This is a genomic window from Hydrogenophaga bisanensis, from assembly GCF_042665135.1.
GTDB lineage: Bacteria > Pseudomonadota > Gammaproteobacteria > Burkholderiales > Burkholderiaceae_C > Hydrogenophaga > Hydrogenophaga bisanensis.
The window spans coordinates 11857-27221 of the sequence record NZ_JBHTBX010000016.1 but is presented as its reverse complement, the minus strand read 5'-3'; the positions used below and the strand labels follow the sequence as shown (position 1 = coordinate 27221).

General features: G+C 65.2%; 15 protein-coding genes. 11 read left to right on the top strand and 4 right to left on the bottom strand.

Going from position 1 to position 15365, the window contains the following annotated elements:
- Positions 1-128 precede the first annotated feature (128 nt).
- The 4 genes from ACFQNJ_RS17450 (at position 129) to guaD (ending at position 4745) form a co-directional block, all read left to right on the top strand.
- The gene (locus tag ACFQNJ_RS17450) at positions 129-1196 is read left to right on the top strand and encodes a Rieske 2Fe-2S domain-containing protein (RefSeq protein ID WP_382259856.1); all 1068 of its coding nucleotides are present in this window, start codon (positions 129-131) and stop codon (positions 1194-1196) included.
- A 9-nt stretch (positions 1197-1205) separates the two neighbouring features.
- Positions 1206-2213 (top strand): adenosine deaminase, encoded by a 1008-nt coding sequence (locus ACFQNJ_RS17445; RefSeq protein WP_382259854.1) that lies wholly within the window; start codon positions 1206-1208, stop codon positions 2211-2213.
- An 88-nt stretch (positions 2214-2301) separates the two neighbouring features.
- Positions 2302-3375: a BMP family ABC transporter substrate-binding protein gene (locus ACFQNJ_RS17440; protein ID WP_382259852.1), complete on the top strand. Its 1074-nt coding sequence runs from the start codon at positions 2302-2304 to the stop codon at positions 3373-3375.
- An 83-nt stretch (positions 3376-3458) separates the two neighbouring features.
- Entirely contained in the window at positions 3459-4745 is a 1287-nt protein-coding gene (gene guaD, locus ACFQNJ_RS17435) for a guanine deaminase (protein ID WP_382259850.1), read from the top strand.
- On the opposite strand, the gene ACFQNJ_RS17430 is transcribed toward guaD, so the two are convergent.
- From ACFQNJ_RS17430 to ACFQNJ_RS17420, 3 genes are read right to left on the bottom strand one after another with little or no spacing between them, the layout of a single operon-like run.
- The gene (locus tag ACFQNJ_RS17430; protein ID WP_382259848.1) at positions 4736-5737 is read right to left on the bottom strand and encodes a cytochrome d ubiquinol oxidase subunit II; all 1002 of its coding nucleotides are present in this window, start codon (positions 5735-5737) and stop codon (positions 4736-4738) included. The genes guaD and ACFQNJ_RS17430 overlap by 10 nt on opposite strands.
- A gap of 2 nt (positions 5738-5739) precedes the next feature.
- Positions 5740-7098, bottom strand: a complete 1359-nt coding sequence (locus ACFQNJ_RS17425; protein ID WP_382259917.1) for a cytochrome ubiquinol oxidase subunit I — start codon at positions 7096-7098, stop codon at positions 5740-5742.
- Positions 7099-7138: 40 nt separating this feature from the next.
- The gene (locus ACFQNJ_RS17420) at positions 7139-7681 is read right to left on the bottom strand and encodes a GbsR/MarR family transcriptional regulator (protein WP_382259915.1); all 543 of its coding nucleotides are present in this window, start codon (positions 7679-7681) and stop codon (positions 7139-7141) included.
- Between the two features lie 180 nt (positions 7682-7861).
- Here ACFQNJ_RS17420 and dcd point away from each other — a divergent pair, with 180 nt between their 5' ends.
- The 7 genes from dcd (at position 7862) to ACFQNJ_RS17385 (ending at position 14523) form a co-directional block, all read left to right on the top strand.
- Entirely contained in the window at positions 7862-8431 is a 570-nt protein-coding gene (dcd, locus tag ACFQNJ_RS17415) for a dCTP deaminase (RefSeq protein ID WP_374641423.1), read from the top strand.
- 156 nt (positions 8432-8587) lie between these two features.
- Positions 8588-9691: a fatty acid desaturase gene (locus ACFQNJ_RS17410; protein ID WP_382259845.1), complete on the top strand. Its 1104-nt coding sequence runs from the start codon at positions 8588-8590 to the stop codon at positions 9689-9691.
- 202 nt (positions 9692-9893) lie between these two features.
- Positions 9894-10802 (top strand): KPN_02809 family neutral zinc metallopeptidase, encoded by a 909-nt coding sequence (ypfJ, locus tag ACFQNJ_RS17405; protein WP_382259843.1) that lies wholly within the window; start codon positions 9894-9896, stop codon positions 10800-10802.
- Positions 10803-10983: 181 nt separating this feature from the next.
- Positions 10984-11439, top strand: coding sequence for a hypothetical protein (locus tag ACFQNJ_RS17400; protein WP_382259841.1), 456 nt, complete (start codon positions 10984-10986; stop codon positions 11437-11439).
- A gap of 341 nt (positions 11440-11780) precedes the next feature.
- The gene (locus ACFQNJ_RS17395; RefSeq protein WP_382259839.1) at positions 11781-12422 is read left to right on the top strand and encodes a GNAT family N-acetyltransferase; all 642 of its coding nucleotides are present in this window, start codon (positions 11781-11783) and stop codon (positions 12420-12422) included.
- A gap of 38 nt (positions 12423-12460) precedes the next feature.
- A complete protein-coding gene (locus ACFQNJ_RS17390) occupies positions 12461-12856 on the top strand; it encodes a VOC family protein (RefSeq protein ID WP_382259837.1) in 396 nt (131 codons plus the stop codon).
- A gap of 161 nt (positions 12857-13017) precedes the next feature.
- Positions 13018-14523, top strand: a complete 1506-nt coding sequence (locus tag ACFQNJ_RS17385; protein WP_382259835.1) for a DEAD/DEAH box helicase — start codon at positions 13018-13020, stop codon at positions 14521-14523.
- Here the strand turns inward: ACFQNJ_RS17385 and ACFQNJ_RS17380 are convergent.
- A complete protein-coding gene (locus ACFQNJ_RS17380; protein WP_382259833.1) occupies positions 14520-15359 on the bottom strand; it encodes a symmetrical bis(5'-nucleosyl)-tetraphosphatase in 840 nt (279 codons plus the stop codon). The genes ACFQNJ_RS17385 and ACFQNJ_RS17380 overlap by 4 nt on opposite strands.
- Positions 15360-15365: the final 6 nt, after the last annotated feature.

Below are 15365 nucleotides of genomic sequence, written 5' to 3'. Positions count from 1 at the left end.
CTGCTGCGCGGGGGGACGCACCCTGTGGCCCGGCAAAGCCGGTTCCACGGGTGCCTGTAGACGGGGCACGCGCACCGGAAACACCTCAGCGCCGCTGCTCCTGCAGCGGCTTTTTTCTTGGAGCTCACATGATCGAACGACAACTCTGGCACCCGGTCGTCGCCGCCATGCACCTGCGGGATGAGCCCGTGGCGGTCACGCTGCTGGGGCAGGATGTGGTCCTGTGGCGCGAACATGGCCATGATGGGCATGCCGGTGTGGTCCACGCCTGGGCAGACCGGTGCCCTCACCGGGGCGCCCGCCTGTCGCTGGGACGGGTGCTGCACCACCTGCACGGCGCGCGCCTGGAGTGTCCCTATCACGGCTGGCAGTTTGCCGGCGACACGGCGGCCACCCAGGGGCACCATGGCGCCCCGGTGCCGGTGGGGCGTTGCGTGCATGTGCCTGCCGCGCCCACTTTCGAGCCACCGCCCGCCCATTGCGCGCAGGTGTTCGATGCCCAGGAGCACCACGGTCTGGTCTGGGTGCGGCTGGAGCGTCCCGACCTGACCCAGGTACCGGCGTCGCTGGCGCAGCCTCCCGGGTTCGAACCCTGGCAGGATCCGTTGTGGCGCCAGCTCATCTGCGGCCCCTATGAAGTGCAGACCAGCGCGCCCCGGTTGGTGGAGAACTTCCTGGATCTCAGCCATTTCGGCTTTGTGCACGAAGGCTGGCTCGGTGCCCGCACCCATGCGCAGGTGGACACCGGCAAGGTGGACGAAGGCGCAGAAGGTGTGCGTGCCCACGAATGCAAAGCCTGGCAACCCAAGGGCTACGCTGGGGCGGAAGAGGGTGGCTGGGTGGTCTACCGTTACGACGTACCGCACCCCTTCGCCGCCATTCTGCGCAAGGACGCGACCGAAGGCGACCCGGTCAGCAATGCGATCGCCCTGTTCATCCGTCCCGATGGCGATGACCGCTGCACGGCCTGGTTTGCCATGGCCACGTTGGGCGACCTCTCGGATGACGAAGAACTGCGCGCCTTCCAGGACACGGTCTTTGCCCAGGACCGGCCTGTGGTCGAATCGCAGCAACCCAAACGCCTGCCCCTGGGCAAGGATGGACCGATTGCCGAGGTGCATGGACCGGCCGATCGCATGTCCAGTGCCTATCGCCGTTATCTCGTGCGCACCGGCATCTCGCTCGGTGTCTGCTAAAAGGAAAACATGAACGCTGTCGAACTGGCCCGCGCCATCCCCAAGGCCGAGTTGCACATCCACATCGAAGGTTCGCTGGAGCCCGAGCTCATCTTTGCGCTGGCCCAGCGCAATGGCGTTCAGCTGGCGTACCCGGGTGTGGAGGCGCTGCGCGCCGCCTATGCCTTCACTGACCTGCAGAGCTTTCTGGACATCTATTACGCCGGCGCCAGCGTGCTGCTGACCGAGCAGGATTTCCACGACATGGCCTGGGCCTACTTTCAGCGCGCCAAGGCCGACAACGTCATTCACGCCGAGCTGTTCTTCGATCCGCAAACCCACACCGCGCGCGGCGTGGACACAGGGGTGGTCATCCGCGGCCTTGCCTCGGCGCGCGAACGGGCACAGAGCGAACTGGGCATCAGCTCGGCACTCATCCTGTGCTTCCTGCGCCACCTGAGCGAGGAGGACGCCTTTGCCACTTTGGAGGCGGCGCTGCCGTACCGTGAGCATTTCATCGGCGTGGGGCTGGACTCCAGCGAAGTGGGGCACCCGCCCGAGAAGTTCGCGCGCGTGTTTGCCCGCTGCCGAGAGTTGGGCCTGCATGTGGTGGCTCACGCCGGCGAGGAAGGGCCGCCCGAGTACATGTGGCAGGCCATCGACCTGCTCAAGGTCCAGCGCATCGATCACGGCGTGGCCGCCCTGCAGGACCCGCTGCTGATGGCCGAACTGGCCCACACCCGCCTGCCGCTGACGGTGTGTCCGCTGTCGAACCTCAAGCTCTGCGTGGTGGATGACCTGCGCGACCACCCGCTGAAAAAGATGCTCGATGCCGGCCTGTGCGTGACCATCAACTCGGACGATCCGGCCTACTTCGGTGGCTACATGAACGAAAACTGGGCACAGACGGTCCAGGCCCTGCAGATGGACCGGGACGACGTGGTAGCCATCGCCCGCAACAGTTTCGAGGCCAGCTTCATCAGCGACCAGCGCCGGGCCGAGTGCCTGGCCGAACTGCGACGGGTGGCCAGCGCCTGAGCTGGCGACGCGCTAAAATACGATCCTGCGAGCCGGTGCTTCCCCGGCTCGCTTTTTTTGTCCGTCGGAAGCCATGTAGAGGAACACCATGTACAAAAACCTCGCTGCCGCGCTCGCGGCCGCCTGTTTTTTCTCCCCCGTTTTTTCACAGACCACCGCCCCGGTCAAGGCTGCCTTCGTCTACGTGGCACCGCTGACCGATGCCGGCTGGGTGCGTCAGCACGACCAGGGCCGTCAGGCCGTGGAAAAGGCCTTGCCGGGTCAGGTGCAGACCACCTACGTCGAGAATGTGGCGGAGGGCCCCGATGCCGAGCGTGTCATCCGGGATCTGGCGCGCCAGGGTCATCAAATCATCTTCACCCCCAGCTTCGGCTACATGGAGCCCACGCTCAAGGTGGCGCGCGAGTTTCCGAACGTCAAGTTCGAATCCGTCACTGGCTACAAGACGGCCGACAACGTGGCCGCCGCCAATGCCCGCTACTACGAGGGCCGCTACCTGGCCGGTGTGGCTGCCGGCCGCATGGCCACGCAGGCCGGCTATGTGGCCGGCTTTCCGATTCCCGAGGTCGTGCAGGGCATCAACGCCTTCACGCTGGGCATGCGCTCGGTCAACCCGCAAGCCAGCCTGCGCGTGGTCTTCCTGGGTGAGTGGTTCAACCCCGCGCGCGAGCGTGAGGCGGCCATGACCCTCATGAACCAGGGTGCCGAGGTGTTGGCCTTCCACACCGGCTCCAACGCCGTGATGGTGGCCGCGCAGGAAAAAGGCAAGCTGGCCGTGGCCTATCACTCCGACATGCGCAAGGTGGCACCCGATGCCCAGGTGGTGGCCGTCACCCACCAGTGGGGCGACTACTACACCCGGCGGGTCAAGGCGGTTATCGACGGTACCTGGAAGAGCGGCCAGGTCTGGGGCGGCGTGCGCGAAGGCATGATCCGGGTCGAGGGTTTTGGCAGCAAGGTGCCCGTGGCCGTGCGGGAAGAGGTCCTGCAGCGCCAGTCCGACATCGGGCTGGGCCGCCTGACCGTGTTCGCAGCGGGTCGTCAGCCCGTGCGCGATAACGAGGGCAAAGAAGTCATCCCGGCCGGTCAGCGCCTGTCGGACCCCGACATCCTGGGCATGAACTGGTTTGTCGAGGGCGTCGTGGGCAAACTGCCACGCTGAGTGACCACAACGCACAAATGCATGCCCGCCATGTGGGCGGCCGTATACCGGGCCTGCCAGCGGCCGGTTAAGCTAGTGAGCTCATGAAAGCCTACCGCGCCGCCCTCCTGCGATTCGATGACAACGGCCAGCCGCTGTACGACGCGGATGGCCTGCTGGTCACCGGGCCCGATGCCCGTGGCCGGCAGGTGGTGCTGGCCGCTGGCGATCACGGCGGCCTGGTTGGCCGCTACCCGGGCCTGGCCGTTGAAGATTTGCGCGGGCACCTGATCGCTCCGGGCTTTGTCGACCTGCATGTGCACTACCCGCAGACCGATGTGATCGGCGCCCCGGCCGACGGTCTGCTGCCCTGGCTGGAGCACTACACCTTTCCGCACGAGTCCCGTTTTTCCGATCCGGCATACGCCCGGTCGGTGGCCGAGTTCTTCTTTGACGAACTGCAGCGCCACGGCGTGACCACGGCGCTGACCTTCGCCACCTCGCACCCGGCATCGGTGGATGCGGCCTTTGGCGCCGCACAGGTCCGGGGGCTGCGTTTCATCACCGGCAAATGCCTGCAGGACCGACACTGCCCCGATGGCGTGCGTGACCAGACCGAGCAAAGCCTGATCGATACCGAGGCGCTTATCCGGCGCTGGCACGGCGTGGACCGCCTGGGCTACGCCATCACGCCGCGCTTTGCACCCACCAGCACTGATGCGCAATTGCGCGGTGCGGGCGAACTGGCAGCCAGGTATCCCGATGTGTGGATCCAGTCGCACGTCGCTGAAAACCAGGACGAGGTCCGTTGGGCGGCCGAGCTGTTCCCGCGCTCGCGCAGCTACCTGGGCGTGTACGACGACTTCGGTCTGCTGCGCCAGCGGGCCATCTACGCCCACTGCATCTGGCTGGACGAGGAAGACCGCGCCCTGATGGCGCGCACCGGCACGGCAGCCGCCATCAGCCCCACCAGCAACCTGTTCCTGGGCAGCGGCTTCTTCGACCACGCCGCCGCCGATGCGGCCGGCATGCGCTATGGCCTGGCCAGCGACGTGGGCGGGGGCACCAGTTTCTCGCCCTTCCACACCATGCTGGCAGCCTACTACGTGGGCCGCGAAGGCCAGACCAAAGCCGGCCTGAGCCTGACGCCCGGCCAACTGTGGTGGCAGCACACCGCGGGAGCCGCGGCCGCACTGGGTCTGGCCGGTATCGTCGGCAATCTCCAGCCCGGCTGCGAGGCCGACTTTGTGGTCCTCGACCCCCAGGCCACCCCGCTGCTGGCTCGCAAGACCGCGCAGGCCGGCAACCTCGATGAGCTGCTGTTCGCGCTCATCGTGCTCGGTGACGACCGCGTGGTGCGCCGCACCGTGGTGGCGGGCGCTCAGGCATAGCTCAGCGCCCGGGCCTTGCCCCAGAACACCCGGTACATGAAGATCGTGTAGGCGACGATCACCGGCAGTGTGATCGCCGTGCCGATGAAGATCACCGTGAGCGATTCGGTGGCCGCTGCGGCCTCCCACACGCTCAGGCGACCGATCACGATGTCGGGCAGGATGCTGTAGGCCAGCCCGAAGAACGCCATCACGCAGATGAGCACCATGTTGGCGAACACCAGCCAGCCGTAGCCGGCTGCCACCAGCTGAGGCCGGGTCAATACCCAGCGCATGGCGAAGAAGGCAGTCGCGCACACCAGGGGTACCGGCAGCAGGGCGACCACCTGCGGCAAGGCGAACCACTTGTCGATCACCGCCGGGTTGACCAGGGGTGTGGCCGCCGAGATGCCCACCAGTGCCACGGCCATCGGCCACAGGGCGCGCCGGGCCCAGCGCAAAGCGTGCTCCTGCAGTTCTCCCTCGGTCTTCATGATCAGCCAGCCAGCCCCCAGCAGCACATAGACCGCGGGCAGGGTCAGGGCGATGCCGAGGCTGAAAGCCCAGCCCAGGCCACCCAGGTCAAAGCCGGTGATGTAGCTGCCCAGCATCCAGCCCTGGGCCGTGGTCGCCATCAGCGAGCCGGCAAAGAAGGCCCGGTTCCAGAACGGCTTCCACGCCACCGGCGCCTTGACCCGGAAGTCGAAGGCGACACCGCGCAGGATCAGGCCGATCAGCATCACCGCCACGGGCAGGTACAGCGCCTGCAGCACCAGACCGTGGGCCTTGGGAAACGCCACGAGCAGCACGCCCACCCCCAGCACCAGCCAGGTCTCGTTGGCGTCCCAGAAGGGGCCGATGCTGCTGATCATGGTGTCCTTCTGGCTGTCGCTGCCCAACGGCAGCAACAGGCCGACACCCAGGTCATAGCCGTCCAGGATCACGTAGGCCAGCAGCGACAGGCCCATCACGGCCATGAAAATCAGGGGAAGGAGTTCGGCCCAGGTGATCATGTTCACGCTCCTGCCTTGCCCAGTTGGGCGCCTGCGGCGGGCACACCCGCGTGCTTGACCGGGTTCTCGGCCATGTACTTGAGCACGCTGATGTAGGTCACCAGCAGCAGGCCGTACACCACCAGGTACGCAGTCAGCGTCAGCGCCACCCAGGGCGAGGCGATCTGCGTGGCGGTGTCGGCGGTGCGCAGAACGCCGTAGACGACAAAGGGCTGGCGGCCGATCTCGGTCACGTACCAGCCCGCCAGTGTGGCCACCCAGCCCGAAAACGCCATGCCCGACAGCACCCACAGCAGCGGTCGGGGCAGGGTGGTGCCGGTGGCACGCCGCTGCGGCCACAGCTTCCAGGCCGTGAAGACGGCCACCAGCAGCATCACCGTGCCCATGCCCACCATCACACGGAAGGCGTAGAACACGGGTGCCACCGGCGGGTGCTCACCCTTGAATTCGTTGATGCCCTTGATCTCGCCATCCCATTCGTGGGTCAGGATCAGGCTGGCGAGCTTGGGTATCTTGACCGCAAAGTGGGTGGTCCCCGCTGCTTCGTCCGGGATGCCCAGCAGCGTCAGCGGCGCACCGCGCTCGGTCTCCCAGATGCCTTCCATGGCAGCGATCTTGGCCGGCTGGTGTTCCAGCGTGTTCAGGCCATGCAGATCACCCACGAACACCTGCACCGGCGCGATCAGCGCCGCCGCAAACACCGCGCTGCGCAGCGCCTTGTGCGTGCCCCGCGTGGCGCTGCCCTTGATGAGCTGCCAGGCGCACAGGCCGGCGATCAGGAAAGAGGCGGTCAGGCCCGATGCCAGCAGCTTGTGCGCCAGACGGTACGGGAACGACGGGTTGAAGACGATCGCCATCCAGTCGGTCGGCATGAACTCGCCGTTGACGATCTCGAAGCCGGCCGGGGTCTGCATCCACGAGTTCAGGCTCAGGATCCAGAACGCCGACATCGTGGTGCCCAGGGCCACCAGGGACGTGGCGATCAGGTGGACGCGCTCGCTCACCCGGCCGCGGCCAAACAGCATGATGCCCAGAAAGCTGGCCTCCAGAAAGAAGGCGGTCAGCACTTCGTAGCCCAGAAGCGGTCCGGCGATGTTGCCGGCCTTTTCCATGAAGCCGGGCCAGTTGGTGCCGAACTGGAAGCTCATCACGATGCCCGAGACCACGCCCAGCGCGAAGGTCAGCGCGAACACCTTGGTCCAGAAATAGTAGGCTTCTTCCCAGGCCGCATCGCGCGTCTGCACGAAGCGGATGCGGAAGAACAGCAGGAACCAGCACAGCGCGATGGTGATGGTCGGAAACAGGATGTGGAAGCTCACATTCGCCGCAAACTGGATGCGCGAGAGCAGCAGGGTGTCCAGGTCCATGGGCTTGGCCTTTCAGCAGGATCAATCAGCCGGATCAGTCGGTGGTGCCATCGGCAGCGCGTTCGGCCGCCTTGCGGGCGCGACCCCTGCCGGTCAGTGCGTCCCTCATCTCCAGTACCTTGGTCACTTTCGATCCCAGGTCCATGAGCTGCATGGCCGTCTCGGGTTGCAGCTTCTGTATCTCGTCAAACCAAGACATCAGGCGCTCGATCAGGTCGTGCATCTCGCGCATGCGGGCCTGGGCGTGGCGCTCGGCGTCGTTGTCTGGCGTCACCAGCAGGGCACTGCGCAGCATCGAGAGCGTCGGCTCGATCTCGCGGCGGCGGCGCTCGGTGGCCAGCACGCGGAAGATTTCCCAGACGTCCTCGGGCGCCTCGAAGTACTCGCGCCGGTCGCCCGGCAGGTGGCGCAGGCGCACCAGCCGCCAGGCCTGCAACTCCTTGAGACCCATCGACACGTTGGACCGCGAAAAGCCCAGGGTATCGGCCATGTCATCGGCGTTCAGGGGCACCTGCGACACGAACAGCAACGCGTAGATCTGGCCGACGGTGCGGTTGATGCCCCAGCGGCTGCCCATCTCGCCAAAGTGGTTGATGAACTCGCGGCTGAGCGACGAAAGCGGGGCGGCAGGTGACACGTCAATCCTTTCGAAGTTGCTGAATTTTCAGAAAGTTCTGAAAACCATGAACACCGCCAGGGATTTCTCCGGCCGGCCTGCCTACAATCTCACCCCACACCACAGGCTGGAGCACACCGCATGAGCATCAAGAGCGACAAATGGATCCGCCGCATGGCCGAGCAGCACGGCATGATCGAGCCCTTCGAGCCCGGCCAGATCCGGCAGAACGCCGCCGGGCAGAAGATCGTCAGCTACGGCACCAGCAGCTATGGCTACGACATCCGCTGTGCGCCCGAATTCAAGGTCTTCACCAACATCCACAGCACGGTGGTGGACCCGAAAAATTTCGATGAGAAAAGTTTTGTCGACATCAACGCCGATGTCTGCATCATTCCGCCCAACAGTTTTGCGCTGGCGCGGACCATGGAATACTTCCGTATTCCCCGCAATGTGTTGACCGTGTGCCTCGGCAAGAGCACCTACGCCCGTTGCGGCATCATTGTCAACGTGACCCCGTTCGAGCCCGAATGGGAAGGCTACGTCACGCTGGAGTTCTCCAACACCACCCCGCTGCCGGCCAAGATCTACGCCGGTGAAGGCTGCGCCCAGGTGCTGTTCTTTGAAAGCGACGAAGTCTGCGAGACTAGCTATAAAGACCGCGGTGGCAAATACCAGGGCCAGGTGGGTGTGACGCTGCCCAAGACCTGAGCATCCAATCCCTTGGCGTGAACGTCATCACGCCGCCTGTCCTGGTTTGACCGATGTCAAGCAGGGTGTAAGCAAGTGCAGTTAGTATGCGGGCGCCCGCGGTGATGTCTGGCGGGTGCCCCTGCGCCGGGCGGTTGGCGTGAATTCCGGCCATCCATGTCCCAGAATCCTCCCGAGATCCATCCCCCCCAGCCTATTCCTGCCGACGCGCCGCTGCCCCACCGCAAGGTGATCCGCGGCTGGCTCACGCCCATCGCCGAACGAGAAACTGCCCGCGGCATCGTCTTGCTGGCGCTGGACTGGGTGATCTTCGCTGCGCTCATCGTCGGCACCGTGTTGCTGCAGGCCTGGTGGGCCAAGCTGCTGTGCGGTCTGGCCGCCGGCTTCGTCATCGGCCGCCTGTTCATCATCGGCCACGACGCCTGCCACCAGAGCTACACCCCGCACCGCGGCCTCAACCGCATTCTGGGGCGCATCGCCATGATGCCCTCGCTCACGCCCTATAGTCTGTGGGAAGTCGGCCACAACGTCGTGCACCACGGCTACACCAACCTCAAGGGCGTGGACTTCGTCTGGGCGCCCCTGACCAAAGAAGAGTTTGAGGCCCTGTCGCCTGGCCGCCGCGCCATGGAACGCATCTACCGCAGTGGCTGGGGTCCGGCCCTGTACTACCTGGTGGAAATGTGGTGGAACCGCATGTATTTCCCCCGCAAGAGCTACATGGGCACCCGCCGTGCCGAATTCACCTGGGACGGCGTCTTCGTCACCGCCACCGCCGCCGTGTGGATCGCCGCCCTGATCGGCGCCGCCTACGCCACCGAGCAATCGGCCTGGGCGCTGGTGGGCTATGGCTTCGTCATTCCCTTCCTGTTCTGGAACGCCATGATCGGCTTCGTGGTGTACGTGCACCACACCCACACCGCCGTGCAGTGGCACGACGACAAGCACGCCTGGGCCAAGGCCGCGCCCTTCGTGTCCACCACCGTGCACATGACCTTCCCGTTCAAGATCGGCGCGATGATGCACCACATCATGGAGCACACCGCCCACCACGTGGACATGAGCGTGCCGCTGTACAAGCTCAAGAACGCCCAGAAACTGCTGGAAGACACGCTGCCCGGCCGCATCATCATCCAGCACTTCTCGTGGCGCTGGTACTTTGAGACGGCGCGCAAGTGCAAGCTGTACGACTTCACCCGCCGCTGCTGGACCGACTTCCAGGGCCGCCCCACCAGCGACTTCAAGCCGGCCATCGCCTGATGGTCTGCCGGCCGGGGTGAGGGCCGGCTGCCACAGCGGCGGTACTGCATCACACCCGATCCCCTCAAACGGGCACCTTCGCCAGAAGGTGCCCGTTTTTCGTTGGGCGTTTGCGCTGGCCTTTGCATAATGCTTTGGTGCTCGCCATCTGGGCAGCATCAGGCGGCAAGGGAGCCGGTCACACCAGCAGAGGGGACGCGCCATGAAATGGGAAAACAACCGCCAGTCGGACAACGTGGAAGACCTGCGCGGCCAGACCCGCAGCGGTGGCGGCTTTGGCGGGCGAATGGGCGGGCGCCGTCCCGGTGGCCGCGGGCTGGGCCTGGGCACCATCGTCATCGCGCTGATCGCCGGCTGGATCTTCGGCATCAACCCGCTGACCATCCTGGGTGTGTTGGGTGGTGGCGGCGAGATGCTGCCGGCTGAGCCCCCAGCGCAGACCCGCAGCGCACCAGCCCCCGCCCCGCAGGACGACATGGGCCGCTTCGTGGCCGCCGTGCTGGGCGGTACAGAAGACGCCTGGGGCGACATTTTCAAGGCATCGGGCAGCCAGTACCGCGCGCCGCGCCTGGTGCTGTTCCAGGGCGCCGTGGGCACCGCCTGCGGCACCGGCCAGTCGGCCATGGGGCCGTTCTACTGCCCGGGCGACGAAAAGGTCTACATCGACCTGTCCTTCTACGACACCCTGCGCCGCCAGCTCGGCGCCCCGGGCGACTTTGCCCAGGCCTACGTCATTGCGCACGAGGTGGGCCACCACGTGCAGAACCTCATGGGCATCACCAGCCAGATGGACCGCATGCGCGGCCGCGTGAGCCAGCGCGAATACAACGGCCTGAGCGTGCGTCTGGAACTGCAGGCCGACTGCTTTGCCGGCATCTGGGCCCACCACAACCACCAGAGCAAGGCCATCCTGGAGCCGGGCGACATTGAAGAGGCGCTGAATGCCGCCTCAGCCATCGGCGACGACGCCCTGCAGCGCAAGAGCCAGGGCATGGTCGTGCCCGACAGCTTCACCCACGGCACCAGCGAACAGCGCCAGCGCTGGTTTCACACCGGCCTGAAGACCGGCAGCGTGCAGGCCTGCGACACCTTCAATGCACGGGCTCTGTAAATGGCAAGTCGGGTGCAGCGATTGACAGGTGTGGCGCTCCCCTCATTTTGGGTTGTGCATCATGGTGACCCAACGTAACCAAGGTAACCCATAGGCTGCGTGTCTTGCCGTATCTGGATGTTGCTAGCGCGCTGATAGATATGGGGTCAATACGTCGGATCTTTTTTTGTTTAGGCCTCAGATGAACGCCGCCGAGCACTGCACGAACCTTGGGCAGCTTGTCCACAACTTCCAGGCTCTTGAGACTTGGCTTCGCTTCGTTCTACTGAAGCTTGAACCGAGCCAGCATCCTGTTGTTCAACTCGACTTCGAAGGAATGGCGTTGGGAACAGTTCTCTCGCAGAACGAAGTCACTGATTTCGCCGACCTAAGAACGCTGTGCAAACGGTTCAATCGCCACATGTCGGTGAAGAAGGCCCCTGAGCTAAATGTGGCAATAGTTGACATCCGCGACGCATTAGCTCATGGCCGGATCATTGGCACGAAAACCGGCTTTCCGCTGCGACTCATAAAGTTCAGCAAACCCGCATCAGGCAGGGTCAAACTTGTAGTCAATGAAGTCATGGACCATAACTGGTTCGCGCTGCAACTTCTTCGAACCCACCGAGCAATTGAGCGTGTACGAGCTGAGGCCTAAGATGCCGTATGTACTCTCCTTCTCAAGGGCAACTCACTTTCCGCTTGTAGATCATTTTGCGGAGCAATTCGCACCTGTCTCGGCTTGACGAGGAACTTCATCAATGCCCTCATCACATCGTACTTTCTGCATCCCTGCCCTCGGGCTATTCGTCTCTTTGTGTTTTGCGGGTTGCGGCGCCGAGGTAGCCGGTACTGCGGCAACTGCCGCCAAGCTTGAAGTCGAGAGTGCGGTACGGGCCAATGCGCAAAGTGAGAAGCTTCAGCAAGAGCTTGAGGCCGCAGCCAAAGCGAGGGAGGCGGCAGCATCTGCAGCTGAACGATAGCCCACCTGGATAAGCCTTGAATCTCAACATCCGCCCTGAAACCGCCGCCGACCACCATGCGGTCGACGTCCTGACCCGTGAGGCCTTCTGGAACCTGTACCACCCCGGCTGCGATGAGCACTACACCACGCACCTGATCCGGGGTCATGAGGACCATCTGCCCGAGCTGACCTTTGTGGCCGAGGTGGATGGTCAGATTGTGGGCAGCATCGTCTACACGCGTTCATGGGTGGTCAATGAACAGGGTGAACGGGTGCAGACGGTCACCTTCGGGCCCTTGTGCGTGCACCCGGCCTGGCAGCGCCGGGGCGTGGGCACGGCGCTGATCGGGCACACCCGGGCGCTGGCGGCGCAGCAGGGCTACCCGGCCATTCTCATCCTGGGTGACCCGCACAACTACTGCAGGCACGGCTTCAAGACGGGGCGTGACCTCAATGTCTGCACGGCCGACGGGCGCTACCCGCTGGGTCTGCTGGTGCTGGAGCTGCGGCCAGGCTTCTTTGCCAGCCACCCGCACTGGACGTTTCACATCAGCCCGGTGTTCGAGTTTGACCCGGCCGCGGCGCAGGCCTATGACGCACGCTTTCCGCCCAAGGAAAAGAAGCACCAGTGGTCGCAAGACCTGTTTGCCATGCTGGTGCGATCGGTGGTGGAATAGGGCAAGGCACCACCGCGGCGCCACACAAGGAAATCCGATTGTTCTCGCACGTATTCGTTGGCGTGATTGACTTTGACCGGGCGCTGGCCTTCTATCGCCCGCTGATGGCGGTGCTGGGGGTGCAAGAGCGCTTCTGCGAGCGTGATCGCCCCTGGGCGGGCTGGCAGTCCGAACCCGGGCCGCGCCCCCTGTTCCTCATTGGTCGCCCGTACGACGGACAGGCACCGCACCCTGGCAACGGTCCGATGACCGCCTTTCTGGCGGTCAGCCGGGCGGTGGTGGAAGAGGCGCACCGCACGGCGCTGGCGCACGGCGGCCGGTGCGAGGGTGCGCCCGGCCTGAGGCCCGAGTACCACGCGCACTACTACGGCGCGTATTTCCGGGATCCGGATGGCAACAAGCTGTGTGTGGCCTGCCATGCGCCACCGGCCTGAGGGCCACCGACCGCCGGGCTACGTGAAAACCCCATGAAGTGCGACAATATGAGGCTATGGCCCTCAGCGGCCAAAGCGCCCGGCCTGGCCACACACCGTGAAGCTGCCTTTTCGAGCGCACCACCTTTGCTTGCCTTTGCTGCTTGGCCCAGCCAGATTTGATGACCCAGTCCTTTTCCGAACTCCAGCTCTCGCCCACCATTTCCCGCGCCATTGCCGAGATGGGCTACGAGAGCATGACGCCCATCCAGGCACAGGCCATTCCGGTCGTGCTGCAGGGGCGTGACGTCATGGGCGCCGCCCAGACCGGCACCGGCAAGACCGCTGCCTTTTCGCTGCCGCTGCTGCAGCGCATGCTCAAGCACGAGAACGCGTCCACCTCGCCTGCCCGCCACCCGGTGCGTGCCCTGGTGCTGCTGCCCACGCGTGAACTGGCCGACCAGGTGGCCGACCAGGTCAAGCAGTACGCCAAGTACACCCAGCTGCGCAGCGCGGTGGTGTTCGGCGGCATGGACATGAAGCCGCAGACGGCCGAGCTGAAAAAGGGTGTCGAGGTGCTGGTGGCCACGCCCGGCCGCCTGCTGGACCACATCGAGGCCAAGAACTGCGTGCTCAACCAGGTCGAGTACGTGGTGCTGGACGAAGCCGACCGCATGCTGGACATCGGCTTCCTGCCGGACCTGCAGCGCATACTGTCTTACCTGCCCAAGACCCGTACCACGCTGCTGTTCTCGGCCACCTTCTCGCCCGAGATCAAGCGCCTGGCCAACAGCTACCTGCAGGACCCGGTGACGATCGAGGTGGCGCGGTCGAATGCCACCGCTTCCACCGTGGAGCAGCATTTCTATCGCGTCGACGACGACAACAAGCGCCAGACGCTCAAGCAGATCGTGAAAGAGCGTGGCGTGACGCAGGCGTTTGTGTTCGTCAACAGCAAACTGGGCTGCGCACGCCTGGCCCGTTCGCTGGAACGCGAGGGTCTGAAGACCACGGCCTTGCACGGCGACAAGAGTCAGGACGAGCGCCTGAAGGCGCTGGACGCCTTCAAGAAGGGTGAAGTCGACCTGCTGGTGTGTACCGATGTGGCCGCGCGTGGCCTGGACATCAAGGACGTGCCGGCGGTGTTCAACTTCGACATCCCGTTCAACGCCGAAGACTACGTGCACCGCATCGGCCGCACGGGCCGCGCCGGTGCCTCGGGCCTGGCCGTGTCGTTCGTCAGCGGCAAGGACACGCGCCTGATGGCCGACATCGAGAAGCTGATCGGCAAGAAGTTCGAGCTCGAAGCACTGGAGCTGGAGGCCGACAAGCGGCCGGCCGGCCACTTCAACGATGGTCAGCGTGCCTGGCGCCAGCCGGCCGAAGAGGGTGAGCGCCGTGACCAGCGGGACCACCGCGACATCCGTGAAGCCCGCGCCAGCCGCGAGGGCAGGGAAGGCCGTGAAGACCGCCGTCCTTTCCGGGCCCCGCGTCCGCCGGCCGATCCGCTGTTCGACAAACCCTACGAGCCTTCGCTGCCCGAAGACGCCAAGCCGTCCTGGGAGAGCCAGCCCAAGCCAGCCACCAGCCGCCTGTCGCCCAACATCAAGACTCGCAAGAAGGTGGCGGCCCTGTTCAAGGCCGCCCCGCCGGCCGAGCAGCCGCAGTCAGAGACGCAGGCCGGTTAAGTGGTGCCGCCCGGGCGCTGGGCCTGGGGGCAGTTCACGCTGATGCGTTCGACTTGGCCTGCTTGCGCACCCAGACGTGCCGCGGTCAGGCAGCCCCCCCACACACAGCCGGTGTCCAGCGCCAGCACGTCGTCGCGGCCCGCATCGCCCAGCGTGGACCAATGACCGAACGCCACCGGCGTGCCGGCGGTCTTTCTGCCCGGTACCTCGAACCAGGGCATGAAGCCTTCAGGCGCTGCGGCGGCGCTGTCCTTGGTGTCGAACTCCATCACGCCATCGGCATTGCAGAAGCGCAAGCGCGTCAGCGCATTGACGATCACGCGCAGACGGTCCAGCCCGCGCAGGTCGTCGTGCCAGTGATCGGGCCGGTTGCCGTACATGTTGTGCAGGAACACCCCCCATTCGGGGCCGCGCAGCTCGCTCTCCAGCTCATGGGCCAGTCGCAGTACCTGCGTGGCGTCCCATTGCGGCAGCACGCCAGCGTGCACCATGAGCCAGCCATCGGCCTGCAGGGCCATGGGACGGTGGCGCAGCCAGGTCAGCAAGCGCTCACGATCTGGGGCCTGCAGGATGTCGTCCAGCGTGTCGCTGCGGTGGGGCTTGCGCACACCGTGCGCGACCGCGAGCAGGTGCAGGTCGTGGTTGCCCAGCAGGCAGTGGGCCGCGCCCTCCAGCGCCATCAGTCGGTGCAACACCGCCAGCGACTCGGGACCCCGGTTCACCAGGTCGCCCAGCAGGTGCAGGGTGTCTCGGCTGGGTGAGAAACCGATGGTGTCCAGCAGGCGGCCCAGTGCTGCGTCGCAACCCTGGACATCGCCGATCATGTAAAGTGCCATGCCTCA